Raw genomic sequence first — 23,199 nt, 5'->3', positions numbered from 1 at the left:
GCTGTGGAAGGCATCGCGCATCCTTCGGACGCCGACCGCGAGTTCGATGAACTGCGTACGAGGGCGTACGGGCCGGACCCCGACATCGGGATCGACCCGCCGGCCCTCGCGAGGTTGCATGAACTCGAGGCTGCGCACCGCGCTGACCTCGAGCGTCGACGTGTCGCCACCACGACGGGAAGCGTGACCGGCGCGGCTGGTGAGCCGACGGCTGCTCCCGCCTCCACTGCCTCAGCTGGACGACAGGTGGCTCGGCAGTCGAACGGTCCGGAAGGGGTCGCGTCGTCCCGGCCGGCAGGGAGGGACGACCTGCCGCGGTCGTTCGTGCACCGCATGATGACAACGCGGCGCAGTCGCCTCGCGTGGACAGCCGGCGCGCTGGTCGTGGCGGGCGGAGCCGTCGCGACAACACTCCTCGGACAAGCGCCGCGCCCCGATGCCACCCTGCTCCCCACCGGAGCCGCAGCCGGCGACCGGGTCCGCACGCTGGTGGCGATGGAGGGACCCATGTTCGCGATCGACACCACGACCCTCCGCGCGCACGGTTCCTTCCGCGGTCTCACGATCTGGTCCGGCGTGAACGCGTACGACTCGCCCTGTCTCGTGGCCATGCACGAAGCCAGTGGCAGCATGTCGGAAGCGCGCTGCGCTCCGTCTCCGGCAGACCTCGTCATGGACGTCTCGTCGTCCGGCGACGGGTTCGAAGGATTCGAAGGGCTGCCCGGCGTCGGCATCATCCGGTTCATTCTTCACGGCGACGCAGTGGATGCCTACGTCCACCTCATGCCGGAGGCCGGCTGATGGACGGATCCTCGCCCGTGTCGGATCCTGCAGCCGAACTGGACGCGCTGCGCAGGAGGGCCTACGGTCCGCATCCCGATATCCAGGCCGATCCCGCTGCACTGGCACGGCTGACGGAACTCGAAGCGGCACGCACCGCGAGCCGGTCCGGCAGGGCCCGCACTCCGACCCCCGCATCCGGCGCCACCACCGATGGTGCGCCGGTGGCCGACCCGCCCCCGGCCGCCCCCGAAGCCGAGGAGTCGGACGAAGCCGCCGGTAGGTCGCCCGGGGTGGAGCCCGCCGAATGCCCGCCACGGTCGCGATGGCAGCACCGCTGGCATCGAGCCACCGCCACACGGGCCCGCCGCAGTTGGTTCGTAGCCGGCACCCTGGCGGTCCTCTTCGCCCTCGCGTACATCGTGGGGTGGTTCCTCGGGCCCCGCCCCGATGCCGTCCTGCATCAAAGCGCCGGCGGAGGAGACGAGGTGGTGTTCTCGATGCTGGACTTCCTGGGAGCCGACGTCGACCGTTCGAGCATCCGCGGCTATGAACCGTATCGAGGAGTCGAACCGTGGTTCGCCGTGGACAGGCAAGGTCTGCAGTGCTTCATGATCATCGACCGCTCGGGTCCCATGGTCGACGGCGCCAACTGCGTCCCGCCCGGGGTCGGTCTCTTCGCGGACATCGGCACTCTGCACCTGTCGCGGGACGACACCGGCGCAAGCCTCCCGGACGGGAGTATCATCCGGTTCCACCACCGCGGGGACTCGGTGGACGTCGTCGTCTATCCTGCGTCGAAGGCCGGCTGAGCCCCGACCCCGGAGAACACGACGACGGGCCCTGCCGGGAACACGAGGAGGCGTGCCGCAACCTCGTGTGTGCTCGATGAGTGCCGGGTTGAGGATGTCCGTGCCACGATCACCCTGCTTTGATGCCGGCACGCCCGACGGGTTCCGGCGGGCCGGGTGGGCTCAGGAGTCTGCTCCTGCTGGTTGCCACAGCTGGATACTGTTCCCTTCGGGGTCCAGGAGCGAAGCGAACAGTCCGTTGGGGTAGGCCTCATCGTCACGGTCCACGGTGATTCCTGCTGCTTCGAGCTGCCGGACCATGGCGGCGAGGTCGGCAACGCGGAACGTGACAGCCCACGATTTCCCGGCCGGGATGTGCCCGGAGTCCGCCGACAGACCGGAGAAGACCGTCGCTCCCCCGTTCTGCCGCCATGACGAGGTGTCATAGGACGCCGGCGGTGGATCGATGCCCAGATGCTCGGCGTACCAGCGGGACAGCGCCCCTGGATCCTCAGAGCGGAAGAAAAGCCCTCCGATGCCTTGAACCCGTTCCATGGAGTTACGCGACAGCGGGAACGCCAGGAGCGGACCAGCGATGGATCTGCGGGAGTTCCTCGAAGGCTGGCCTCGCGAACCAATACCCCTGGAACAGGCGGATGCCGGCCGCTTTCAGGACCAGGAACTCCGCCTCGGTCTCGATGCCTTCCGCGAGGAGCGTGATGCCGAGAGCCTCGCTGATGCTCACGATGCCGGCGACGACGGCCCGGCGAGCCGGGCTGGTGTCGATTCCCCGGATGAGCTTCATATCGATCTTGACGAGGTCCGGCTGGAACTCGACGAGGAGCCCCAGACCCGCATGACCGGCACCGAAGTCATCGATGGCGGTGGTGAAGTCGTGCTTGCGATATTCGGTGATGATGTTCGTGAGATGGGCCGTGTCCGACACTTCCTCGTTCTCCGTGAATTCGAACATGATGGCCGACGTCGGGAAATCGAATTGCCGGGCAGCCCGGAGCGTCGCCCGGAGGCATGCGGCCGGCTCGTAGACCGCGTTGGGCATGAAGTTGATCGACAGCTTCAGGTCCTCGCCGGCAGGAAAGAGGCGCGAGGCCAACTCGATGGCTTTGACGCGGCAGTCCTGGTCGAACCGGTACATCTGCTCCGGCGAGATCTTCGACAGGACCTCAGGGGCGCCCTCGCCCGACAGTCCCCTGACCAGCGCTTCGTAGCCCCAGACGCGGTCGTCGATCGCGTCATAGATGGGCTGGAAGGCCATGCTGAAATCGAAGTCGAGCTTCGAAGAAGTCGTGCACCCATCGCAGGCCATGCCTGATTCCCCCTCACCGATTACTTCCACCATAACCACATACGCCGTGGGCGCGCCGCAAGTTCTCATTCCGCATGGAAGGCCAGGGGTCGGCTGGAGAATCGGGTAGGAACGAGGGTTGACGCTTCGGCGCGGGCCCGGGACTCTGGCCCGTATGGAGCAGACCTTCACCGCGGAATTGTTCGAGTGGCGTGGCCCGGCCCCGTTCTACTGGCTCACGGTGCCCGAGGAGGTGTGCGAGTACGTTCGCATCGAGGCCGGGCGGGCGACCTACGGCTGGGGAGTGATTCCGGTATCGGTGCGCATCGGAGGAACCGGGTGGGAGACCTCACTGCTCCCCCGCGGCGGCGGCTACGTGCTGCCGGTGAAGAAGGTGGTCCGCCTCCAGGAGCGCATCGACGAAGGACGAGCGGTCGCGGTAGCGCTGCAGGTGGCGTCACGCGGCGGTCGAGCCGCCAACGGGACCGGCTCCACGATGTGACACTCCGTCGTCTGGAGGGTCGGTGATCAGCGACCCGCGCTGCTGGGTACGAGGTCGCCGGCGAGGTCGACCTCGAACCAGGCGGCCCGGACATGACTCCTGCGATGTGCCGTGCCGGCACCCTCGCCTTCCATGTCTCCCAGGTCCGTACCGGGCCACTGCGGATGGGTGAAGTACACGATGGCAGCGCGGTTCTCCTGGATGACCACGTCGGCATGCCGGGCCGCGACAGGGCGACCCTCGAAGGTCTCCGGTGCGGTGAGGATCAGCCCGTCATCGCGCTTCTGCCGTTCCCATCCGCCTGCACCATCCCTCGACCGGTGGACGGCCAGGCCCCGCCACTCGTCGGTGACCATCCAGTACCACCGGCCGAGCGCGAAGACCTTGGGACCCTCGTGCGGCCTGCCGCCGATCACCAGACCTTCGACACGCCAGGTGGACGCCAGGAGTGGGGTGGCTGTCACCGCGGCGTAGGTGCGTGATCCCCGCGCCTCGTCCTTGTACCAGAGGCGGTACAGGCCATCACCGCACCGGGCCACGGCAGCGTCGATGACCCGTTCGGAACCGAGGTCGAGATAGCCCTGGAAGTCCCACACGTGGAGATCGGCGCTGGTGTACTGGGCGATCCTCGCCGGACCGGTCCAATCCGTCCTCCTACCTCCGAGCACTGTCAGGAACATGACCCATCGGTCACCGATCCGGACGACGTCGGGCGCCCACCGGGTGACGGGCTGCGCCAGGCCCGGTGCGTCGAGTCCCTCGACGACGCCCTGGTACGTCCACGTCGACCCTCCGTCGTTCGACCGGGCGACACCGATCTCGGACTCGTGCACCCAGGCCACGCCGTCGAGCCCGATCTCCGCCGCACGGCGCTGCGTGTAGAACATGGACCAGCCCCCTGTCACTGGATCGGACACGAGGACCGGGTCGGCAGCACCGTCGTGAACAGGGTCGCGGTAGGGACTGGCAAGAAGCCGGCGCGAGAGGATGGGATGGATCATCGTGTCGCCGATCGGGAGCCGCGCCCTCTCGCCTAGGCGGGGACGACGTCGACGAGTGCGTGCTGCTTGCTTGCCTCGATGTCCTCGGGCCGCATGCCGTCCCGGACCAGGGTGGAGACCCCGTAGGTCGTCGGCGTGACGTCCGGGGCGAGCGTGATCGTGAAGCTGAAGCTACCCGAGGCGTCGGCGATCATGGATTGCTCATCGATCTCTGTCATGTCGGTCTGGTAGATCCCCATGAACATGGAGATGTTCTGGCCGGGCTGGTAACCGGTCCCCGTGAGGACGAACGTCGAGCCCTGGGTGACGGTGATCCGGGGCGCGGCTTCCCAGGTTGTAGCAGTCCCGACGACGATCGGCGCGGGGGCTGGTGCTTCGACGACGGGCTCGGGGGCCGGTGGTTCGACCGGCGTCCCGATGACCGCGGGCGGTGTCTCTACTGGCGCGGCGTCCTCCTGCGTCGGCGCCGGCCCTGCCTCGCTCGATGCGGTGACAGACGCAACCGGAGACGGCGTCGGGGAGGCCGTGGCCGAGGCGGTCGAGGCGGGCTGGGCCGCGGGCTGGTCGGCGGGCGAGCCTGCGCAACCTGCGAGGAGTGCAGCGGCGGCCACGAGGGCGAGGACAGAGGGCGGCTTGACCATGGCGTGGCGCTCCTGATGCAGAGGTTGATTGGACGACGAGGGATCGCCTGGCAAGAACCTGCACTGCTTCATCCCCCACCTCGGACGTTATCGGCTGACCGAGGAGAGGAAATACCCGGAAGGCCGTCCTGGCGCGAACTGTGGCCATGTCGAGACGTACCGTCGACTGCACCGTGACCTTACCGCCGGAGACTTGGAGCATGGCACTCCTGGGGATCGAAACAGCACGGCCGGCCCGATGGATCAAGAACCATCTCGGCGCCCTGCCGTCCATCCTCGCGCTGGTCGTCGTCGCCGCCTCCTGGGTGGTCGGTGCTGCCACCGCCCACGCCTACCTGACCGACGCCGACTCCCCCCTGGCGATGCTCAGCGGCCTCTACGTCGGTCTCGCAGCGGGGGCCGTTTCCATCATCGTCACCACTCTGGCGCTCAATGATCTTGTCAGCCGGTACTCGCGGCCGCGCAGGCGCCGGTGAGGGGCCCGGGACCCTACAGGGCTCCGCGACGGAACGCACGGTACGACCGTGTGAAGTGTTGTGCCTGGTCTGTGAGCTGCAGGACGAGTTCGTTCGCGAAACCGCGAGATACACCCGAGCAACGAATGGTCGTCAGAGCTTTGGCGGTGCTGTGCTGCAGTGCGCACGCACCAGCCATGGCCGCGCTGGCATGAAGGCTGAGCAAGGCCGTCGTCGTTTCCTCACCCTCCCCGCATTCCAGGGCATCACCGATCCTGGATATCCGGCGGGTCAGCATCGCGTCGAAGTCCGCAAGGAATCGAAGTGCTTCGGGGTAGGACCTGAGGTCCTGGGCAAAGGTTGCAAAGACGGCTTCATCGAGTGCAGGCAGCATGCTCTTCCATCATCATCGGAACCGGTGTCAGCGATCGATCGGCGAACAGCCGTCGGGCCGGCGGGGTGAAGAAGAGCGTCCCGAGTGGCCCGGGTCGGTCTTCGGCTGATCGCCATACTGTGCAGGGCAGCACGCGCGCGTGCCGCGCCGGCAGGGCTAGACGTAGGGGCGTGAGACCAGGCGCTTCCGGATGAGCGCAGTGCGGACCGCTCCGCGGCGCGACGGACCGGTTCTGCCCGCGAGGGGGATCCTTCTGCCGGCGCCCCGGTGGTCGAGTTCGTCGCGGAGCTCCGCGTACCGGCAAGCGACTCCCTCGACGGGTTCATCGGTGTCGAGGTCCTCGTAGAGGCGATCGATCATCCGGTGCAGCGCCCTTGTGGGAAGGTTCGCCATGTCGCCCGTGAGAATGCCCATTCTGGCCGTGGGTGATGTGAGCATGAGCCCGCACTCCAGTTTTCTTGCTGAGAAGAAGAGGCCTGTTTCTGGACCACATCCACAGACTACTGATTACCCCTCGAGGTCACAAACGCCTGGTCGCCGGGGTGGATCGTACGGATCCGTTCAGGTCGCCCGGGCTGTCAGGGCTTCCCGGCCGTGACGTCGGCGGCTGCCTGTCCAGGGAAGTACCGCCAGAGGCCCTCCGTGATGACGTCCACCGCATCATCGGTCACGCTGATGGCCGTCTGGTCGTCGATGGCGTAGGACGGGTGAGGTATACCGGCGGCCCATCTCTCTGCTGCAGCCAGCGAGTTACCGGGTGCACCGTCGGGCGCGAGGTGCGGGCAGATCGAGAAGTGGACCATTCCCAGTGCGCTGTCATCGCCCGTCGGCGAGTTCCAGCCGACGAACTCCCGACCGATCTGCGGAGTCATCACCATGCTGCCCGCGCTCATCCCGACCCACACGGTGCGTGCCAGCGACGGGAACAGGTCGGCCAGTCCCGACTGCCGTATCCAATGGTCGAGGTAGAGGGCGTCACCGCCTGCCGCCAGCAACACGTCGGTCTCGCGCACGAGCGGCTTCCACCGCTCCTCATCGATGCTCGGCAGCGCGGTCAGCTCCAGCACCCCGACGGATTTCCATCCCAGGTCCACCATGGGGTTCTCGGATATGCCACTGATGAATCTCCACGCCTCGATGCCGGGGCCGAGCCAGGGGTGACCGTACTGGGCGGTGGGGATGCACAGCGCGGTGGACGCGGTGATCGGCTTCCCGAGAAGCGCTTCGAGAGCGCCGAGGATCGTCGGATTGGTGACCCCGGCCGAGGTGAGAAGGAGCTTCACGGTGCGATCCTAACGGCTGCGGCTCATCCTGCCTGTCGCGCGAAAGCGGACGGAGAGAAGTCCGTCACTGGTGTGCCTCCTTCGCTCGGGAACCTCACCGCTGATCATCGCAGGCGGACCGGTCGAGGATCGGTACGGTCCACTAGGAGTTCTCGTCGTCGAGCGCACGGATGTAGGCCGCGTTGCCGCTGATGGCTTCCTTGTACCGCTCGATGTCGGGAGCGTGAACGAAGGTCACCACCAGATCGAGCAACGAGGCGACAGATTCATCCGATCGGCCCGCCGCATGGAGGGTGATGGCCTCGAAGGCTCCTAGCGCCGGGGAGCCGGGAAACACAGCGCGAGCTGCCCTGAAGACCTCGAGCGACGCCTCGTACTCGCCGAGGTTCCTGAGCGTCGACCCGTACTGGACATAGCACCGGCGCAGCAGATCACCTTCGAGCCCTGCAGCAAGAGCCTTCTCGTAGAACCCTCGCGCGATGTCTTCCTGTCCCGCCGTGTCGTAGGCCCCGCCGACCTCGTAGAGCACCCGCGCGTTCTCCGGATGGGCAGCGTAGTAGGGCAGCAGGGCATCGATGGTCGGCTGCATGGTGCCGCGGTCTCGACGCTCGAGGATCAGGTCGAGCTCATCACCCAGGGTCATGTCGCCATTCTCGCTCATGACGCACCGAGGCCCGTTCCGTGGATCCGGGGACAGGGCAGGCCTCCCGGCCCCGGCGCATCCACCCCGGCACCTGGACGCCCGGCACCTGGCTCGATGCCACCCGGGCTCCCACCGCCGTCCGGTCCTGGCTACGATCTGGGAATGACGAGCTTCCTGGACCAGCCTGAGTGGCACAACACCCCGGTGCCGTCGGAGCGGATCACGAGGGCATCGGCGCAGGAGTGGCTCGATGCGTACGTGACGGCCTGGAAGACGTACGACGAGCAGGCGATCGCGGATCTTTGGTCCGAAGCTGCCGTGTGGCACTACCCCTTCCAGCTGCGGGCATCCGGACGTCGGGAGATCGTCGCAGAGTGGATGAGCGAGCGCGAGGCATTCATCGGCGAGTCCTTCGACGCCCGGTACCATCCGGTCGCCATCGAGGGTGACCGGGTCGTAGCCCATGGCCGGACGGTGTTCTACGAGCCGGAGAGTGATCGCGTCGTCACGGCGTACGACAACATCTGGTTCCTGCGGTTCGACAGCTCTGGACGGTGCTCCGAGTTCCACGAGTGGTACGCCGGCCGTCCCGAGGATGAGCCGGATCGAGCGGTCCCCGAGCGAGCCGGGTGATCTCGGTGACCGCGTCGCCGGCGACCAGGCCGGTGTTCCGGTCGACCGTGCTGATCGTGCTGACCGTGCTGATCGTCGAGGAGAACACCACTTTCGGCATCTCACGCCAGCGGCGGGCGTACTCGTTGTGCGCCGGCGTGGCATCGGGCTGCTGGTCGGCGGTCGGTGAGGAAGGCCCCGAGTGCCGCGTTGTCCCCGGACGCCGGGTGGACGGACACTGTCGGGGCTGACGGGAGCCGGTCGACGCACTGATCCGGGAACGGCCTGCCATGAGGCAGTTCGGTGCTCCTGGCTGTGATTGGGTGGACGGGTGGATGACTACGTAGGTTCAGGCTTCTTCTGGTTCACCTTCGCCCTCATCAACGCCGGTCTCGCCGAGCAGAAGAATCGCTCCCGGTGGGCGTGGTTCCTCATCTCACTGCTGGTGGGACCGATCGCGACGGCGCTGATCGTCGTCTGGCCGGCACCGGTCGCTCCGTCCATGACCCGCCGCGGCAGACGGAAGGATCCCGAGGAACAGGAACCGGTCCCATGATCCTTCCGGCTGTTCGCGATGTTCGCCTCGTGTCCGTCCGGCGCGGAGGAACCCTCACCGAGATCGATCACCAGCTCCTGGCACTGTGGGCGGCTACCTGCGCTGAGCATGTCCTGGCCCTGTTCGAGGAATCGAACCGCGGGGACAGCCGGCCTCGGGACGCGATCGAAGCTGCGCGGGCCGAGCGCGACTGGCAGCGCCGGCAGATCCCCGAGCACCTCCGTGCCCTTGTCCTCGAGGACCAGGTCCGCCGCACCAGCATCTGCTGGTCCGTCTTCGACGACTGAGGCGTCCTACGCGAGGAGCGCACGCGACGGCCCGCACGGTGCCCTCCTGATCAGAGCTGGTCCTCCAGGTGGAAGACCTCCTCGAGTCGGAGGAATCCCTCGTCGGGACGCCCCTCGAGCGCCACGAAGAATGGGCCCATCTCCTGCTGCCACCGCGCATTGACCTCGGTGTCGGCCATCGCCGCCTGGGAAGCCGCGAAGTCCTCGCACTCCACGTACCCGATCAGGAGCCCGTCCGGGCGCAGGAACAGGGAGTAGTTGTTCCATCCGGTGTCCTTGAGCGCCCGCGCCATGTCGGGCCAGATCGCCGCGTGGCGCTGCCGGTACTCGGGGATGCGCTCGGGCCGGACCTGCAACTGGAAGCACACGCGTTCCATCGATATCTGTTCCTTTGCTGGTGGTCGATGTGGTTCAGAGAGAGACGTGGCGGTGTTCGACGCCGAGGAGGGACGCCGCGGCCTTCACGTCGGCGGCCCGGTGGCCCACGCACAAAGCCCAGTGGTGGCCGATGCCGGTCTGGCTCCACTCGTCGACCCAGAGCCCGGGGTCTCCCCCGAAGTCCACGCGCGACGTCGTGTTGCCGATGGCCAGCAGTGGGCCGGGCACCACGGTACCTTCCGAGGTGATGAAGACGTACGAGCCGTCGGGATCCTGTCCGATGCCGAAGGTCGTGACCGGCCCGTGCCGCACGTCGAACTCCACCGAGACGCCCCACCCGCGCTTGCCGTGGTAGACCCCGAGCCCGCGCAGCAGTGGCTCGGCGGCGCTGACGGCGAGATGGGCCGGCCCGTCGTGGCCCATCTCCACCACATTGTCGAAGAAGTTCAGCGCCTGGATCTCGGTGAAGGACCCACCGGCCCCCATGGCCTGCGCCGCGAGCATGGCGATCGACGTCCTCAGCTCGTACTCGCCCGCCATCGGGACACCGCGGGCGGTGAGGATGGAGGCGCCGAGGATCATCCCCGCGCCGAGGCGCTCGTGCTGCTCGCCGGCGAGGCCGCGGTGGTAGTACGCCAGGGAGTCGAGGTCGAACTCGGTGACGAGTCGGTCGAGGCCCACGGAGACCTTCGCGCCCCAGGCGAAGTCCTCGTCGAGGACGGACCCGTCCACGGTGAACAGGCTCCGGGCCAGGGCTACGCGCTCGCGCACCTGCTCATCGGTCACCTCGCCGACGAACTCGCGGAGGTCGTCGAACTCGACGACCTCGACGTGCGAGCCGAACGTCGTCGACACCGTGGTGAGGTCGGTGGAGACGTCGAGCATCCCCGGGTAGACATGGCCCATGAGCCCGTGGCGGGCGTGCCGCAGCCGGCCACGGACCCCGGCCGCGTGGACCCACTGGTCGATGCGCTGCCACGCCGATTCCTGCTTCAGGTGTCCGGAGACGGAGCGGAAGGGGATGCCGGCCCGCCGGAAGACGTTGGCGACCTCGGGCACGGGGCACTGGCCGCAGTAGGCGAGCCACTTCCCGGTGTCGAAGTTCGCATGGTCCATGGCCTCGGTGGGCTGCAGGTCGATCACGAGGACCGGCGTCCCGGACCGTTGGGCGATCGGGAGCACCATCGAGGACGTCAGGTACGTGGTCAGGAAGATGACGATCAGATCGCAGTCCGCGCGTCGCAGCTGCTCCGCGGCGAGCGCCGCCTCGCGTGCATCGGAGACGAAGCCGACGTCGGTCACCTCGGCGTCGAGCTCGCCGAACCGGGCGGTGACGTAGCGCGCCGACTCCTGCAGCTGCGGCAGCAGGTCGGGGAACTGCGGCCAGTACGCGCCGAGGCCACCCGAGACGAGACCGAGGCGGGTCGGACGACGACGGACCGGCTCGAGCAGCCCCGAGAGGGCCAGTGGGGGGGTGGGCCCGACCGCGGGATCGGTGGTCATGGTGCTCCTGGGACGACGGGTAGGACGACGGGTGGGACGACGGGTGGGACAACCGGAAGGTCGGCGGGTGCGACGACGGGACGTGGAGAGGACGGGACGGGAATGGGCGGGGCGCCCGCGAAGGCACCCCGCCCGACGGACGACTAGAAGTCGTAGTCGTCGATGTTCTCCGCGTTGAACTGCGTGGGCGGTCCGACGAGGACCACTCCGCCCTCGCCGATCTCACGCTCGCCGAGCTCGCCGGCCTCGAAGGTGTCACCGGTCTTCCCGGTGATGTCGCCGTCGGCCAGCGCCTTGCCCGCGAAGGCCGCCACGTAGCCGAGCTGTGCCGGGTCCCAGAGGGCGAACTCGGTGACGGTCCCGTCCTTGACGAACGGGCGCATCTCGTTCGGCAGGCCGAGGCCGGTGAGCGCGACCTTGCCCTTGTACTCCGAGGTGGAGAGGTACCGGGCGGTCGCCGCGATGCCGACCGTGGTGGGCGAGATGATGCCCTTCAGGTCCGGGTACGCCTGCAGGAGGCCCTGCGCCTCCTGGAAGGACTTGGTGTCGTCGTCGTCGCCGTAGACCTTGGCGACCAGTTCGATGTTCGCGTAGTCGGGGTTGGACGCCAGCTCCTCCTCCATGAACTTGATCCACTCGTTCTGGTTGGTGGCATTGGCCGTGGCCGACAGGATGGCGATCTCGCCTTCCCCGCCGATCTGCTCGGAGATCAGTTCGAGCTGGATCAGGGCCACGTCCTTCGCGTCGACCTGGCTGACGAAGAGGTCCCGGTAGTCGGGATTGGTGTCGGAGTCGAACGCGACGATCTTCGAACCCGCGGTGCGGGCTTCCTCGAGGGCCGGTCCGACGGCATCGGGATCGTTCGCGGCGATCACGATCACATTGGTGCCGCGCTGGGTCTCGGCGTTGATGAAGGACACCTGGCTCGACGCACTGGCGTCCAACGGACCGACCACCTCGGAGGAGGCGAACCCTGCCTCCGTCGCGCCGTCCTCGCCGCCGCCCAGGACCACGTCGGTGTAGGGGTTGTTGAGCTGCTTGGGGATGAACGTGATCGTCTGCTCGCCGTCCGACCCGCTGCCACCCTCGCTGCCGCCGCCCTCGGAGGCAGCGCCGCCGCCGCAGGCGCTGAGGACCAGCGCGGCGCTCGTTGCCAGGGCCGCGAGAGCCGCCCGGCGTCCGGTGGATCCGGAATGGATGAACCTCATTGTTTCTTCCTTTCGATGGGCGCTGGGAACCAGACGCCGGGTGCAACCCCAGGGGGACGGCCTAGGGAAGTGGAGCAGTGCGGACACGCCTGGCATGGCGGGCCCCCTTGATGGCGGACGCGATGTTCGGCGCCACCACCGAGATGATGAGCAAGGAGCCCGTCACGATGATGAGGACCACCTCGGAGACGCGGTCCAGCTTCAGGGCGTAGTTGATGGTGCCGATCAGCAGCACGCCGGCGAGCACACCCGGGATGGAGCCCTTGCCGCCGAAGATCGACACGCCGCCGAGCAGTACCGCCGCGATGACGGCGAGTTCGAGGCCGCTCGCGTTGTCGCTGCGGGCGCTGGAGTACCGCAGGGTCCAGTAGATGCCCGCGAGCGCCGACACGGTGCCGGTGGCCAGGTACAGCAGGAACTTGGAGCGTGCGACGTCGATCCCGACGAACGTCGCCGCTTCCTTGCTGTAGCCGAGGGCGAAGAGCCCGCGGCCGAAGGGCGTGAAGTGCAGGACGACGGCGAAGGCGATGATGAGCAGGACGACGCCGACCATGACGGTGGGGATGCCCGTCCCGCCGATCTTCGAGGTGAAGAAGGCGGTGAGGCCGGGAGGGAAGTTCGCCACGGCGTTGTCGCCGATCACCACGAGCGCCAGGCCCCGGAACAGGGCGAGCGTGCCGATGGTGACGGCGAGGGACGGTAGGCCGAGATACGCGATGAGCACCCCGTTGAAGGCGCCCGCGACGAGGCCTGCCAGCACGCAGATCACCAGGACGAGCGCGATCGGCATGCCGCCCTGCCAGAGGACTCCCATGAGGGCGCTGGTGAGGCCGGCGATGCTCGCGACCGAGAGGTCGATCTCCCCCGAGATGATGACGAGCGTCATCGGCAGGGCGATGAGCAGGGTCGGGATGACGTCGAGGAGCAGGAAGCCCACGGTGACCGGTGAGGCGAACCGCGGGATCACGAGGCTCGCGTAGATCACGACGACGAGCAGCACGTAGATCATGACGGCGTCCCGTCCGAGCAGGATCCGGGCGGCACCGGTGCGCCCCTTGGGGACCGCCAGCACCGTGGAGGTGTCGGCTGCGGCCCGCCCCGGCTTCTGGCGCTTCTCCGCCCGCGGCCTGGTGCTTCCGGATGTTGCGGCCATGCGCCTGCCTTTCGTTGGAGAGCCGGTCTCCGGCTCGTGCGCTTCGGGCTGGACGGCGGTCGGTGCACCTGAGGGATCAGACATTGCGGGCCTCCGCGATCCGGAGCTTGCGCGCCGACCGCACGCCGGCGATCCGGTCGATGACGACGGCGGCGAGGATCAGGATGCCCACGATGGCCTGCTGCCAGAACTTGTCCACGCGCAGCGCGGTCAGGGCGCTCGTGATGGTGGTCAGCAGCAGGGCGCCGATGGCGGCCCCCACGACGGTGCCGCTGCCACCGAAGATCGCGACACCGCCCACCACCGCGGCGGCGACGACGTCGAGCTCGAGGCCCGACCCCGTCGTCGCACCCACCGAGTTGAAGCGGCTCGCGTACAGCACGCCGGCCAGGCCCGCGAGCAGGCCGTTGACGACGAAGGCGAGCAACACCCGGCGCGTCACGGGGATGCCGAAGAGCCGTGCGGCGTCGGGCTCGGACCCGATGGCGTAGAGGTCGCGGCCCGGCCTGGTGCCGAGCATGTAGACGGCCACGATCGCGACGACGACCACCGCGATCAGGGTGATCACGGGGAACCCGAGGACCGTGTCCACCGAGAGGTTGCCGAAGGCCTCGGGACGGTCGCCCGCGAAGTACTGTGTACCGCCGGCCCAGGCGTTGTTGATCCCGCGGAAGATGTAGAGCGTCCCGAGCGTGATGACGAGTGCCGGGACCTTCGCGATGGTGATCAGCAGGCCGTTGAGCGCACCGAGCACCGCGCCGAAGAGCATGCCGAGGACGAACACCGCGATGATCGGCAGGTCCGGTGCTGCAACGAAGATGCTCCCCGTCCCGAACGCCACGAGCCCGAGGATGGACCCGACGGACAGGTCGATGTTCCGGGTGATGATCACGAGTGTCTGTCCGACGGCGAGGATCATCAGGATGGTGGCGTTCAGGAGCAGGTCCTTGATGCCCTGCTCGCTGAGGAAGAGCGGATTGATGGCCGCGGTCACTGCGACGAGCACCACGAGGGCGAGGATCACCGGGAGCTCGCGGAGCCGGAGGAAGGATGCGAACGCCGAGGGCCGCCCGCGCCCCGGGGTGGAGTGCGCGGGAGCCGCGCCTACCGCGCCGTCGACGCTCATCGTGAGGCCTCCAGGGATGCGGTGGCGGCGTGCATGACGGTCTCGGCGGTGGCTTCGGCGCGGTCGAGGCGGCCGGTGATCCGGCCTTCCCGCATCACCAGGACGCGGTCGGCCATGCCGAGCACCTCGGGGAGTTCCGACGAGATCATGAGGATCGCGATCCCCCGGCCCGCGAGCTCGGAGATGAGGCGGTGCACCTCGCTCTTGGTCCCGACGTCGATCCCCCGCGTGGGCTCGTCGATGACGAGGAGCTTGGGATCCGTGGCGAGCCACTTGGCGAGCACGACCTTCTGCTGGTTGCCGCCGGACAGGGTGGAGACGGCGTGCTCGGGCGAGCCGGCCTTGACCTGGAGCCGCTTGCCCCAGGTCTGGGCGGCCTCGCGCTCAGCCCGTCCACTGATGATGCCGAACCTGGCGAGCGAGTGGCGGAGCGTGAGGGCCGCATTCCGCTCGACGGACAGTTCCATGACCAGGCCCTGCTTCCTGCGGTCCTCGGGGACGAAGCCGATCCCGGCGTCGATCGCGGCCCGGGGGTCCTTGCGGCGCAGCGGGCGACCGGACATCTCGACGGTGCCCGACTCGTACCGGTCGATGCCGAACACGGCCCGTGCCACCTCCGTGCGCCCCGCCCCCACCAGCCCGGACAGGGCGACGATCTCGCCGGCCCGCACCTCGAAGTCGATGTCGTGGAAGACACCGGGGCGTGTCAGCCCGCTCACGCGCAGGACGACGTCGCCGGTCTCGGTCTCGGTCTTGGGGAACAGCGCGTCGATGTCGCGGCCCACCATCTCGCGGACGATCGCCTGGACCGACGTCGCCTCCGTCGCGTGGGTGGCGATGTAGGTGCCGTCCCGCATGACGGTGATGCGGTCGCACAGCCCGAAGACCTCCTCGAAGCGGTGCGAGATGAAGAGGATGCCGCTGCCTGCATCGCGCAGGCGGCGGGCGACGGCGAAGAGGCGGTCCACCTCGACCCCGCTCAATGCGGCGGTCGGCTCGTCCATGACCAGGATGCGCGCATCGAGGGAGATGGCCTTCGCGATCTCGATGATCTGCTGGTCCGCGATCGAGAGTCCCTCCGCCACGCGGTCCGGATCGATCGGGACGCCGAGCTGGTCGAAGAGGTCCTTCGCGCGGCGGCGCATCTCCGTGCGGCGGATGAGGCCCAGGCGCCCCTTCGGCTGACGGCCGATGAAGATGTTCTCGGCGACCGTGAGGTCGGGGAAGAGCGTGGGCTCCTGGTAGATGACGGAGATGCCGGCCGCCTTGCTGTCCGCGACGTTGCGGAAGCTCACGGGCTGTCCCCCGACGAGGAACTCCCCGGCATCGGGCTGGTGGACGCCGGCGAGGATCTTCACGAGCGTCGACTTCCCGGCGCCGTTCTCACCCACCAGTGCGTGGATCTCGCCGGCGGCGAGGTCGATCGTCCCGTCCGCCAGGGCGACGACCGGACCGAACGTCTTCAGTGCCCCTCGGAGCGTCAGCACGGGCGTGCGTGCCGGTGCGGCGGGGTCAGGGGTGTCCCCGCCGTGGCCATCAGGATGCGTCACTGCAATCTCCTCGGGAAAAATGAATCGTTTCAGAGCAACGGTTCATACCGAATAGTAGGCGTGACCCAGATCACCGTCAACAGCCCGGATCGAACGGCGATTTCACCTCACGGCCGGTGCCGGCGATCCTGCGGCCGGAGCGAGCGCGGTGGTGCTCCCGCGTTCCACGAGCTCGGGGTCGAAGATCACCTGCCGCCGCCGCGAGGCCGGCCGCTCGATCTCCTCGAGCAGGAGCTCGACGGCCGTGCGCCCCATGAGTTCCGTGGGCTTGCGGACGCTCGTGAGGGGGACGACGGCGGAGGCGGAGAAGTCGATGTCGTCGTACCCGATGAGCGCCAGGTCCTCGGGGATCCGGAGGCCGCGGATCAGCAGGACCGCCTGCATGACGCCGATGGCGAGGAGATCGTTGGCGCAGAAGATCCCGTCGGGCAGCTCCCCCGCCCGGCGCTGCGCGATCGCCTCCCCGACGTCGCGGCCCGCGAGGACCGTCATGGCATCCGCCTCGACGACCTCCAGCACCGCCCCGTCGTGCTCCTCCACGGCCTGGCGTGCCCCCGTCAACCGGTCGGCCACCTGGCGGTAGTCCGCCCTGGTGCCCACGAAGACGATCCGCCGCCGCCCTGCCGCCAGCAGGTGCCGCACCGCCATGTACCCGCCGGCGACGTCGTCCACCGACACCGAACTGCAGCGGCGCTGCGGATCGACGCGGTCCACGAGCACCACGGGCATGCCGCGCTTGCGCAGCGCCTCGACGCGGGGACCCACGTCGCCGACCGGGGAGATGAGCATCCCCTGGACGCGCTGCTGCTCGAAGACGTCGATGTACCTCGCCTCACGTCCGGCGTCCTGGCCGCTGTCCCCCAGCACCACCGTGCTGCCGTTCTCGGCGGCGCAATCCTCGGCGGCACGCGCCAGGGACGAGAAGAAGGGGTTGCCGACGTCGAGCACGATCAGGCCGATGGTGCGGCTCTGGCCCGCCCTCAACTGCCGGGCGGCGTCGTTGCGCACGAACCCGAGGTCGTCGATCGCCCCCTGGACGCGCTCGCGCGTGGCGGCGGAGACTCGTGCGGGGTGGTTCAGCACGTTGGAGACCGTGCCGATCGCCACACCCGCCCGGTCGGCAACGTCCTTGATGCTGACTGGTCGACTGTCCATGGAATCCTCGAAGCTCGGGTCCGGTCCGGACTGCGGTGCCGGCAGGACTGTTGACACTCGGTCTAGGGCAAGGATAACTTTGAAACGTGCTAATGAAACGATTCAAAGGCACGGCAATTCTGGTTACCTCTCCCGACCCGTCCGGGGTGGAGGAAGATCCCGAAGAAATCGCCGCCCGAGGTGTGATGGAGCACCCGGTCGCCATCACGCTGGAGAGAGTACATGACTGTCATCGACGACATTTCGGCGGAGCTGGAGCAGCTCGCCATCGAGGTGCCCTCCTGGGCCTACGGCAATTCCGGAACCCGGTTCAAGGTGTTCGCCACCCCGGGCACGCCGCGTACGGTGCAGGAGAAGATCGCGGACGCGGGCATGGTCAACAAGCTGACGGGCCTGGCCCCGAGCGTGGCCCTGCACATCCCGTGGGACACGGTGGATGACTACGGGATCCTCGCCGAGCACGCTGCGGAGCACGGCGTGAAGCTGGGAACCATCAACAGCAACACGTTCCAGGACGACGACTACAAGTTCGGCAGCCTCACGCACAGCGACGCGACGGTACGGAACAAGGCGATCGACCACATGTACGAGTGCATCGAGGTCATGGACGTCACCGGTTCCCGAGACCTGAAGATCTGGCTCGCGGACGGCTCCAACTACCCCGGCCAAGCCGACATGCGCTCCCGCCAGGACTGGCTGCAGGACTCGCTGCGGAAGGTCTACGACCGCCTCGGAGAGGACCAGCGCCTGGTGCTGGAGTACAAGTTCTTCGAGCCGGCGTTCTACCACACGGACGTCCCCGACTGGGGCACCTCCTACGCACACTGCCTGCAGCTCGGCGAGAAGGCCCTCGTCTGCCTCGACACCGGCCACCACGCTCCCGGGACCAACATCGAATTCATCGTCGCCCAGTTGATCCGCCTCGGGAAGCTCGGGTCCTTCGACTTCAACTCGCGCTTCTACGCGGACGACGACCTGATCGTGGGAGCCGCGGATCCGTTCCAGCTGTTCCGCATCATGGCCGAGGTGGTCCGCGGTGGCGGCCTCTCGCCCGAGAGCGGGATCGCCCTCATGCTCGACCAGTGCCACAACCTGGAGGAGAAGATCCCCGGCCAGATCCGCTCCGTGCTCAACGTGCAGGAGATGACGGCGCGGGCCCTGCTCGTCGACCGTGCCGCGCTGACCGCCGCGCAGGAATCCGGCGACGTGCTGGCCGCCAACGCGATCCTGATGGACGCCTTCTACACCGACGTCCGCCCGGGCCTGGCCTCCTGGCGTGAATCGAACGGCCTCCCGGCCGACCCGATGGACGCCTACCGCGCCAGCGGCTACCAGGACCGGATCAACAGCGAGCGACAGGGCGGCCAGCAGGCCGGATGGGGAGCATGACAGTGACGACGACGACAGGGCCCGCGACCGGCGCCACCACGAACCCCACGGTCAATCAGACCGTGCAGGACCTCATCGAGCGCTCCAACCGCCTGGGCTCGGACAAGCGCACCACGAACTACGCCGGCGGCAACACCTCCGCGAAGGGACTGGGCTTCGACCCCGCCACCGGCGAGGACGTGGAACTGCTCTGGGTCAAGGGGTCCGGCGGCGACCTGGGCACCCTGAAGGAATCCGGTCTCGCCGTCCTGCGCCTGGACCGCATGCGGGCGCTGCGCAGCGTCTACCCCGGCGTGGAGCGTGAGGACGAGATGGTCGCGGCCTTCGACTACACGCTGCACGGCAAGGGCGGTGCCGCACCGTCGATCGACACCGCGATGCACGGCCTCGTCGACGCCGCGCACGTGGACCATCTGCACCCGGACTCGGGCATCGCCATCGCCACCGCGGCCGACGGCGAGGCACTGACCACCACGATCTTCGGGCCGAAGGTCGTCTGGGTGCCCTGGCGCCGGCCCGGTTTCCAGCTCGGACTCGACATCGCCGCCATCAAGGACGCCAACCCCGAGGCCATCGGCACGATCCTCGGCGGGCACGGCATCACGGCCTGGGGCGAGACCTCGGCCGAGGCGGAGGCGAACTCGCTCTGGATCATCGAGACCGCCGAGCGCTACATCGCCGAGCACGGCGCGGCCGAGCCCTTCGGGCCCGCCCTCGAGGGCTACGCCCCGCTGCCGGACGAGGAGCGCCGGGCCAAGGCCGCCGCCCTCGCACCGACCATCCGCGGACTCGCCTCCACCGACAAGGCCCAAGTGGGACACTTCACCGACGACCCCCGTGTGCTGGAATTCCTCGCCTCCAGCGGGCACCCGCGCCTCGGCGCACTCGGCACGAGCTGCCCGGACCACTTCCTGCGCACCAAGGTCAAGCCGCTCGTGCTCGACCTCCCGGCCGGCGCCGACGTGGAGAGCTGCCTGCTGCGCCTGCGCGAACTGCACACCGAGTACCGGTCGGACTACGCCGCGTACTACGACCGGCACGCGACGCCGGAATCCCCCGCGATGCGCGGCGCGGACCCCGCAATCGTGCTGGTGCCCGGCGTGGGCATGTTCTCGTTCGGCGCCAACAAGCAGACCGCCCGCGTCGCCGGGGAGTTCTACCTCAACGCCATCAACGTGATGCGCGGCGCCGAAGCCATCTCCACCTACTCCCCCATCGAGGAGAGCGAGAAGTTCCGCATCGAGTACTGGGCCCTCGAGGAGGCCAAGCTCGCGCGGATGCCCAAGCCCAAGTCCCATGCGGGACGCATCGCCCTGGTGACGGGAGCGGCGTCGGGCATCGGCAAGGCCATCGCCACGCGCCTGGCCGCCGAGGGTGCGTGCGTTGTGATCGCGGACCTGAACATCGACAGCGCGGGCGCGGTGGCCGAGGAACTCGGCGGCCCCGACGTCGCCATCGGCGTCCAGGCCGACGTCACCGACCCCGCCCAGGTGCTCCAGGCCGTGCAGGCCGCCGTGCTGGCCTTCGGCGGACTGGACCTCGTGGTCAACAACGCCGGACTGTCCATCTCCAAGCCGCTGCTCGAGACCACCGAGAAGGACTGGGACCTGCAGCACAACGTCATGGCGAAGGGCTCCTTCCTCATGTCGCAGGCCGCCGCGAAGGTGCTGATCGAGCAGGACATGGGCGGGGACATCATCTACATCTCCTCCAAGAACTCCGTGTTCGCCGGCCCCAACAACATCGCCTACAGCGCCACGAAGGCGGACCAGGCGCACCAGGTTCGCCTCCTCGCCGCCGAACTCGGCGAATACGGCGTCCGCGTCAACGGCATCAACCCCGACGGAGTGGTCCGCGGCTCCGGGATCTTCGCCGGCGGCTGGGGTGCCAAGCGCGCCGCGGTCTACGGCGTCGAGGAGGACAAGCTGGGCGAGTACTACGCCCAGCGCACCCTGCTCAAGCGCGAGGTGCTGCCGGAGAACGTCGCCAACGCGGTCGCCGTCCTGACCTCGGCCGAACTCTCGCACACCACGGGCCTGCACATCCCCGTGGACGCGGGCGTCGCCGCCGCGTTCCTGCGCTGACATGGCCGGGAGTCGGAGCGGGACCTCGGCGCAGGCGTTCGCCGCCGTCGACATCGGGGCGTCCTCCGGGCGCGTGATCCTCGGCACCATGACGGACGCGGGACCCGAACTCGTCACGGTGCACCGCTTCCCCAACGGGGTGCAGTTCCTCGGGGGCGCGCTGCGCTGGGACGTCGAGGCACTGTTCGCCGAGGTCCTGACCGGCCTCACTGCCGCGGCGGCTGCCGCGGCAGCGGCCGGGACCACGGTGACCAGCATCGGGATCGACACCTGGGCCGTGGACTACGGGCTCGTGGACGACACCGGAGCGCTCCGGCACCTGCCGTTCAGCTACCGCGACGGACGCACCGAGGCGACCATCGGCGTCGTGCACGCGGCGCTGCCGCCGGAGCGGCTCTACGCCCGCACAGGACTGCAGTTCCTGCCGTTCAACACCCTCTACCAGCTGGCTGCGGAGCGGTCCCTGTCCGGGGTCCAGGCCCTGCTGATCCCGGACCTGCTGGCCTACCGGCTCACCGGCGAGCGCCGCACCGAGGCCACGAACGCCTCCACCACCGGCCTGCTCGACGCCGCGACGGGCACGTGGGCCCAGGACCTCCTCGAAGCGCTCGGACTGCCGGCCGACCTCTTCCCGCCGCTCGTGGAGCCCGGGAGCGTGGTCGGGCACCTGCTGCCCGCCATCGCTGCGGGAACAGGGCTGCCGGAGACCACCGCCGTCGTCGCCGTCGGGTCCCACGACACCGCGTCGGCGGTGGCCGCGGTGCCGGCCGGGTCGACCCGTTTCGCCTACATCTCCTCCGGGACCTGGTCGCTCGTCGGCGTCGAGCTCGACACGCCCATCCTCGGTGACGGGAGCCGTGCGGCGAACTTCACCAACGAGCGTGGTGTGGACGGCACCATCCGGTACCTGCGCAACACCGGCGGCCTCTGGCTCCTGCAGGAGTGCCTGCGCGAGTGGAGCGTCGAGGGGCCGGAGCCGGACCTCCTCGGACTGCTCGCCGCCGCAGGGGAGCTGCCCGCGGGCGGGCCCGTGATCGACGCCGACAGCAACGACTTCCTCGCGCCGGACCGGATGCCGGCTCGCATCCGGCGGGCCGCGGAGGCCGCCGGCCATGCTGCGCCGTCGTCCCGGGCGGCCGTGGTGCGGTGCATCCTGGACAGTCTCGCGGAGGCCTACGCCCGCACGCTCCGGGACGCCGTCCGGCTGTCCGGACATGCCATCGACGTCATCCACGTGGTGGGTGGTGGGTCGCAGAACGCCCTGCTGTGCCAACTGACCGCGGACCGGACCGGGCTGCCGGTCCTCGCAGGTCCCGTGGAGGCGACGGCGCTCGGCAATGTCCTCGTCCAGGCGCGGGCAGCCGGTCTGGTCGCCGCCGGCCCGGGACTCGCCGGGATCAGGGAGGCGGCGCGCGCCGCGGCCCGCACGGTGCGCTACGAGCCCGCGGACCTCGCGGCGCTGTCCCCGGCGGGGTAGCCGGACGGCGGCGGGAACCTCACATCCGGCCGAAGACGGAACGGATGATGGCGAACACGCCGTAGCAGACGAGTCCGATCGCGATCACCGTCAGGACGTGGACACCGAACGGGTGGTACTGGAGCGCCTTCAGGCTGCCATCCAGTCCGGTCGATTCCTGCGGATCGCGGTTCAGCCCCGCAATGACGAAGAGCCCTCCGACGAGGAGCAGAGCGAGTCCCTTGGCCACGTGCCCCACGACGCCGAGGAGGTCGATCAGCCGTCCGCGGGTGGTGTCCTCGAAAGTGCGCAGCTCCGGCCGGAAGCCGCGTCGGATCCCCTTGACGACGAAGTGCGCGCCGATGCCCAGGACGACCGCTGCGGCCACGAACACGAGCACCACACCGGGGCCCGAGGACAGGAGGGACCGCGTGAAGTCGACCGTCGACTCGGAGGAGTCCGGGCCGTCGCCGAGTCCGAACCGCGCGAAGGTCCCCGCCATGGACCCGTAGATGACCACGAGAGCACCCGACGAGATGTGCTTCCCGATCCGCTCGCCCGTCGGCAGGTGCCGCGCGCGCAGGGTGGCCTCGCTGAGCTGCCACAGCGCGAGGCCGGCACAACCGACCGCGCAGATCCACATGATCGGCGTACCGAGTGGTCCCTCGGCGACCTCCTCGAGCGCGCCGGTCGGCTCGGCCTCGCCGTTGCCGCCGAAGGCGAGGCGCAGTGCGATGACGCCGATCAGGATGTGCACCACGGCGAGTGCCGCGAAGCCGAGTCGTGCCGCGACGTCGAGCGCACGCGTGTCGGACACCTGCTCGACCGCGTCGGCCGCCCGGGCGGTGCGTCCCCGCCCCTCGGCGCGACGGTCCGTCGTCACAGCTCCGTCCTTCCGTGCTCGCGCTGTCATGCCGCCCTGCGGGAGGCCAGCCGTGATGGTTGC

General features: G+C 68.8%; 26 protein-coding genes and 1 pseudogene. 10 read left to right on the top strand and 17 right to left on the bottom strand.

What is annotated here, in order from left to right; genetic code table 11:
• Window positions 1–3: 3 nt before the first annotated feature.
• Both AC0Z9V_RS16835 and AC0Z9V_RS16830 read left to right on the top strand, forming a co-directional pair.
• Entirely contained in the window at window positions 4–801 is a 798-nt protein-coding gene (locus AC0Z9V_RS16835) for a hypothetical protein (protein WP_485142198.1), read from the top strand.
• A 17-nt stretch (window positions 802–818) separates the two neighbouring features.
• A complete protein-coding gene (locus AC0Z9V_RS16830) occupies window positions 819–1,592 on the top strand; it encodes a hypothetical protein (protein WP_485142197.1) in 774 nt (257 codons plus the stop codon).
• A gap of 162 nt (window positions 1,593–1,754) precedes the next feature.
• Here the strand turns inward: AC0Z9V_RS16830 and AC0Z9V_RS16825 are convergent, their stop codons facing one another.
• Both AC0Z9V_RS16825 and AC0Z9V_RS16820 read right to left on the bottom strand, forming a co-directional pair.
• The gene (locus tag AC0Z9V_RS16825) at window positions 1,755–2,126 is read right to left on the bottom strand and encodes a VOC family protein (RefSeq protein WP_485142196.1); all 372 of its coding nucleotides are present in this window, start codon (window positions 2,124–2,126) and stop codon (window positions 1,755–1,757) included.
• A 4-nt stretch (window positions 2,127–2,130) separates the two neighbouring features.
• A complete protein-coding gene (locus AC0Z9V_RS16820) occupies window positions 2,131–2,847 on the bottom strand; it encodes an EAL domain-containing protein (RefSeq protein WP_459269045.1) in 717 nt (238 codons plus the stop codon).
• Window positions 2,848–3,052: 205 nt separating this feature from the next.
• Here AC0Z9V_RS16820 and AC0Z9V_RS16815 point away from each other — a divergent pair, with 205 nt between their 5' ends.
• The gene (locus AC0Z9V_RS16815; RefSeq protein WP_485142195.1) at window positions 3,053–3,379 is read left to right on the top strand and encodes a DUF1905 domain-containing protein; all 327 of its coding nucleotides are present in this window, start codon (window positions 3,053–3,055) and stop codon (window positions 3,377–3,379) included.
• Between the two features lie 26 nt (window positions 3,380–3,405).
• Here AC0Z9V_RS16815 and AC0Z9V_RS16810 read toward each other — a convergent pair whose 3' ends face one another.
• Both AC0Z9V_RS16810 and AC0Z9V_RS16805 read right to left on the bottom strand, forming a co-directional pair.
• Window positions 3,406–4,380, bottom strand: a complete 975-nt coding sequence (locus AC0Z9V_RS16810; RefSeq protein WP_485142194.1) for a glycoside hydrolase family protein — start codon at window positions 4,378–4,380, stop codon at window positions 3,406–3,408.
• 32 nt (window positions 4,381–4,412) lie between these two features.
• On the bottom strand, window positions 4,413–5,021 hold the full coding sequence (locus tag AC0Z9V_RS16805) for a hypothetical protein (RefSeq protein WP_485142193.1): 609 nt from the start codon (window positions 5,019–5,021) through the stop codon (window positions 4,413–4,415).
• A 200-nt stretch (window positions 5,022–5,221) separates the two neighbouring features.
• Between AC0Z9V_RS16805 and AC0Z9V_RS16800 the strand changes: the two genes are divergently transcribed.
• Complete coding sequence (locus tag AC0Z9V_RS16800; protein WP_133081502.1) at window positions 5,222–5,497, top strand: hypothetical protein; 276 nt, start codon at window positions 5,222–5,224, stop codon at window positions 5,495–5,497.
• A 13-nt stretch (window positions 5,498–5,510) separates the two neighbouring features.
• Here the strand turns inward: AC0Z9V_RS16800 and AC0Z9V_RS16795 are convergent, their stop codons facing one another.
• From AC0Z9V_RS16795 to AC0Z9V_RS16780, 4 genes are all read right to left on the bottom strand, one after another.
• Window positions 5,511–5,870: a hypothetical protein gene (locus AC0Z9V_RS16795; RefSeq protein WP_485142192.1), complete on the bottom strand. Its 360-nt coding sequence runs from the start codon at window positions 5,868–5,870 to the stop codon at window positions 5,511–5,513.
• A gap of 156 nt (window positions 5,871–6,026) precedes the next feature.
• Window positions 6,027–6,284 carry a hypothetical protein gene (locus tag AC0Z9V_RS16790; RefSeq protein ID WP_485142191.1) on the bottom strand — a complete coding sequence of 86 codons (258 nt, stop codon included), beginning with the start codon at window positions 6,282–6,284 and terminating at the stop codon, window positions 6,027–6,029.
• A gap of 164 nt (window positions 6,285–6,448) precedes the next feature.
• Entirely contained in the window at window positions 6,449–7,153 is a 705-nt protein-coding gene (locus AC0Z9V_RS16785; RefSeq protein WP_485142190.1) for a Type 1 glutamine amidotransferase-like domain-containing protein, read from the bottom strand.
• Between the two features lie 142 nt (window positions 7,154–7,295).
• Window positions 7,296–7,796 carry a tetratricopeptide repeat protein gene (locus AC0Z9V_RS16780; RefSeq protein ID WP_485142189.1) on the bottom strand — a complete coding sequence of 167 codons (501 nt, stop codon included), beginning with the start codon at window positions 7,794–7,796 and terminating at the stop codon, window positions 7,296–7,298.
• Here AC0Z9V_RS16780 and AC0Z9V_RS16775 point away from each other — a divergent pair.
• A complete protein-coding gene (locus tag AC0Z9V_RS16775; RefSeq protein WP_485142188.1) occupies window positions 7,698–8,429 on the top strand; it encodes a nuclear transport factor 2 family protein in 732 nt (243 codons plus the stop codon). The two genes, AC0Z9V_RS16780 and AC0Z9V_RS16775, sit on opposite strands and share 99 nt — an antisense overlap.
• Here AC0Z9V_RS16775 and AC0Z9V_RS16770 read toward each other — a convergent pair.
• Window positions 8,398–8,595: pseudogene (locus AC0Z9V_RS16770) on the bottom strand (dihydrofolate reductase family protein); the annotation flags it as partial. The gene AC0Z9V_RS16775 and the pseudogene AC0Z9V_RS16770 overlap by 32 nt on opposite strands.
• A gap of 144 nt (window positions 8,596–8,739) precedes the next feature.
• On the opposite strand from AC0Z9V_RS16770, the gene AC0Z9V_RS16765 reads away from it, so the two are divergent.
• Together AC0Z9V_RS16765 and AC0Z9V_RS16760 are read left to right on the top strand one after the other, a co-directional pair.
• Window positions 8,740–8,964 carry a hypothetical protein gene (locus AC0Z9V_RS16765; RefSeq protein ID WP_485142187.1) on the top strand — a complete coding sequence of 75 codons (225 nt, stop codon included), beginning with the start codon at window positions 8,740–8,742 and terminating at the stop codon, window positions 8,962–8,964.
• Entirely contained in the window at window positions 8,961–9,251 is a 291-nt protein-coding gene (locus AC0Z9V_RS16760) for a putative immunity protein (RefSeq protein ID WP_459269035.1), read from the top strand. The genes AC0Z9V_RS16765 and AC0Z9V_RS16760 overlap by 4 nt, the downstream gene beginning before the upstream one ends.
• A gap of 50 nt (window positions 9,252–9,301) precedes the next feature.
• Here the strand turns inward: AC0Z9V_RS16760 and AC0Z9V_RS16755 are convergent, their stop codons facing one another.
• From AC0Z9V_RS16755 to AC0Z9V_RS16725, 7 genes are all read right to left on the bottom strand, one after another.
• The gene (locus AC0Z9V_RS16755; protein WP_133081611.1) at window positions 9,302–9,628 is read right to left on the bottom strand and encodes an L-rhamnose mutarotase; all 327 of its coding nucleotides are present in this window, start codon (window positions 9,626–9,628) and stop codon (window positions 9,302–9,304) included.
• A gap of 34 nt (window positions 9,629–9,662) precedes the next feature.
• Window positions 9,663–11,132 (bottom strand): arabinose isomerase, encoded by a 1,470-nt coding sequence (locus AC0Z9V_RS16750; RefSeq protein WP_485142186.1) that lies wholly within the window; start codon window positions 11,130–11,132, stop codon window positions 9,663–9,665.
• Between the two features lie 143 nt (window positions 11,133–11,275).
• Entirely contained in the window at window positions 11,276–12,340 is a 1,065-nt protein-coding gene (gene rhaS, locus AC0Z9V_RS16745) for a rhamnose ABC transporter substrate-binding protein (protein ID WP_133081511.1), read from the bottom strand.
• Between the two features lie 61 nt (window positions 12,341–12,401).
• On the bottom strand, window positions 12,402–13,493 hold the full coding sequence (locus AC0Z9V_RS16740; protein ID WP_485142185.1) for an ABC transporter permease: 1,092 nt from the start codon (window positions 13,491–13,493) through the stop codon (window positions 12,402–12,404).
• Window positions 13,494–13,569: 76 nt separating this feature from the next.
• Window positions 13,570–14,619 carry an ABC transporter permease gene (locus tag AC0Z9V_RS16735; protein WP_485142184.1) on the bottom strand — a complete coding sequence of 350 codons (1,050 nt, stop codon included), beginning with the start codon at window positions 14,617–14,619 and terminating at the stop codon, window positions 13,570–13,572.
• Window positions 14,616–16,169 (bottom strand): sugar ABC transporter ATP-binding protein, encoded by a 1,554-nt coding sequence (locus AC0Z9V_RS16730; protein WP_485142183.1) that lies wholly within the window; start codon window positions 16,167–16,169, stop codon window positions 14,616–14,618. The genes AC0Z9V_RS16735 and AC0Z9V_RS16730 overlap by 4 nt, the downstream gene beginning before the upstream one ends.
• A gap of 102 nt (window positions 16,170–16,271) precedes the next feature.
• Complete coding sequence (locus tag AC0Z9V_RS16725; RefSeq protein ID WP_485142182.1) at window positions 16,272–17,324, bottom strand: LacI family DNA-binding transcriptional regulator; 1,053 nt, start codon at window positions 17,322–17,324, stop codon at window positions 16,272–16,274.
• 222 nt (window positions 17,325–17,546) lie between these two features.
• On the opposite strand from AC0Z9V_RS16725, the gene rhaI reads away from it, so the two are divergent.
• Genes rhaI through AC0Z9V_RS16710 form a run of 3 tightly spaced genes read left to right on the top strand, consistent with a single transcriptional unit; the run spans window position 17,547 to window position 22,274 of the window.
• Window positions 17,547–18,713, top strand: coding sequence for an L-rhamnose isomerase (gene rhaI, locus AC0Z9V_RS16720; RefSeq protein ID WP_208739169.1), 1,167 nt, complete (start codon window positions 17,547–17,549; stop codon window positions 18,711–18,713).
• 2 nt (window positions 18,714–18,715) lie between these two features.
• Window positions 18,716–20,797, top strand: a complete 2,082-nt coding sequence (locus AC0Z9V_RS16715) for a bifunctional aldolase/short-chain dehydrogenase (RefSeq protein ID WP_485142181.1) — start codon at window positions 18,716–18,718, stop codon at window positions 20,795–20,797.
• A gap of 1 nt (window position 20,798) precedes the next feature.
• On the top strand, window positions 20,799–22,274 hold the full coding sequence (locus tag AC0Z9V_RS16710) for a rhamnulokinase (RefSeq protein WP_485142180.1): 1,476 nt from the start codon (window positions 20,799–20,801) through the stop codon (window positions 22,272–22,274).
• 19 nt (window positions 22,275–22,293) lie between these two features.
• Here the strand turns inward: AC0Z9V_RS16710 and AC0Z9V_RS16705 are convergent, their stop codons facing one another.
• Window positions 22,294–23,136, bottom strand: coding sequence for a DUF1206 domain-containing protein (locus AC0Z9V_RS16705; protein ID WP_244185880.1), 843 nt, complete (start codon window positions 23,134–23,136; stop codon window positions 22,294–22,296).
• Window positions 23,137–23,199 lie beyond the last annotated feature (63 nt).

The organism is Arthrobacter sp. UYP4 (assembly GCF_057291175.1).
Note: the sequence above shows the minus strand (reverse complement) of the source record. Positions and strands in the feature narration are given on the sequence as shown.

Excerpts from the sequence above, each read along its gene's own strand:
- AC0Z9V_RS16825 (WP_485142196.1), bottom strand. The coding sequence starts at position 2,126 with ATGGAACGGGTTCAAGGCATCGGAGGGCTTTTCTTCCGCTCTGAGGAT.
- AC0Z9V_RS16820 (WP_459269045.1), bottom strand. The coding sequence starts at position 2,847 with ATGGCCTTCCAGCCCATCTATGACGCGATCGACGACCGCGTCTGGGGC.
- AC0Z9V_RS16815 (WP_485142195.1), top strand. The coding sequence starts at position 3,053 with ATGGAGCAGACCTTCACCGCGGAATTGTTCGAGTGGCGTGGCCCGGCC.
- AC0Z9V_RS16810 (WP_485142194.1), bottom strand. The coding sequence starts at position 4,380 with ATGATCCATCCCATCCTCTCGCGCCGGCTTCTTGCCAGTCCCTACCGC.
- AC0Z9V_RS16805 (WP_485142193.1), bottom strand. The coding sequence starts at position 5,021 with ATGGTCAAGCCGCCCTCTGTCCTCGCCCTCGTGGCCGCCGCTGCACTC.
- AC0Z9V_RS16800 (WP_133081502.1), top strand. The coding sequence starts at position 5,222 with ATGGCACTCCTGGGGATCGAAACAGCACGGCCGGCCCGATGGATCAAG.
- AC0Z9V_RS16795 (WP_485142192.1), bottom strand. The coding sequence starts at position 5,870 with ATGCTGCCTGCACTCGATGAAGCCGTCTTTGCAACCTTTGCCCAGGAC.
- AC0Z9V_RS16790 (WP_485142191.1), bottom strand. The coding sequence starts at position 6,284 with ATGGGCATTCTCACGGGCGACATGGCGAACCTTCCCACAAGGGCGCTG.
- AC0Z9V_RS16775 (WP_485142188.1), top strand. The coding sequence starts at position 7,698 with ATGGGCAGCGTAGTAGGGCAGCAGGGCATCGATGGTCGGCTGCATGGT.
- AC0Z9V_RS16780 (WP_485142189.1), bottom strand. The coding sequence starts at position 7,796 with ATGACCCTGGGTGATGAGCTCGACCTGATCCTCGAGCGTCGAGACCGC.
- AC0Z9V_RS16760 (WP_459269035.1), top strand. The coding sequence starts at position 8,961 with ATGATCCTTCCGGCTGTTCGCGATGTTCGCCTCGTGTCCGTCCGGCGC.
- AC0Z9V_RS16755 (WP_133081611.1), bottom strand. The coding sequence starts at position 9,628 with ATGGAACGCGTGTGCTTCCAGTTGCAGGTCCGGCCCGAGCGCATCCCC.
- AC0Z9V_RS16750 (WP_485142186.1), bottom strand. The coding sequence starts at position 11,132 with ATGACCACCGATCCCGCGGTCGGGCCCACCCCCCCACTGGCCCTCTCG.
- rhaS (WP_133081511.1), bottom strand. The coding sequence starts at position 12,340 with ATGAGGTTCATCCATTCCGGATCCACCGGACGCCGGGCGGCTCTCGCG.
- AC0Z9V_RS16740 (WP_485142185.1), bottom strand. The coding sequence starts at position 13,493 with ATGGCCGCAACATCCGGAAGCACCAGGCCGCGGGCGGAGAAGCGCCAG.
- AC0Z9V_RS16735 (WP_485142184.1), bottom strand. The coding sequence starts at position 14,619 with ATGAGCGTCGACGGCGCGGTAGGCGCGGCTCCCGCGCACTCCACCCCG.
- AC0Z9V_RS16725 (WP_485142182.1), bottom strand. The coding sequence starts at position 17,324 with ATGGACAGTCGACCAGTCAGCATCAAGGACGTTGCCGACCGGGCGGGT.
- rhaI (WP_208739169.1), top strand. The coding sequence starts at position 17,547 with ATGACTGTCATCGACGACATTTCGGCGGAGCTGGAGCAGCTCGCCATC.
- AC0Z9V_RS16710 (WP_485142180.1), top strand. The coding sequence starts at position 20,799 with ATGGCCGGGAGTCGGAGCGGGACCTCGGCGCAGGCGTTCGCCGCCGTC.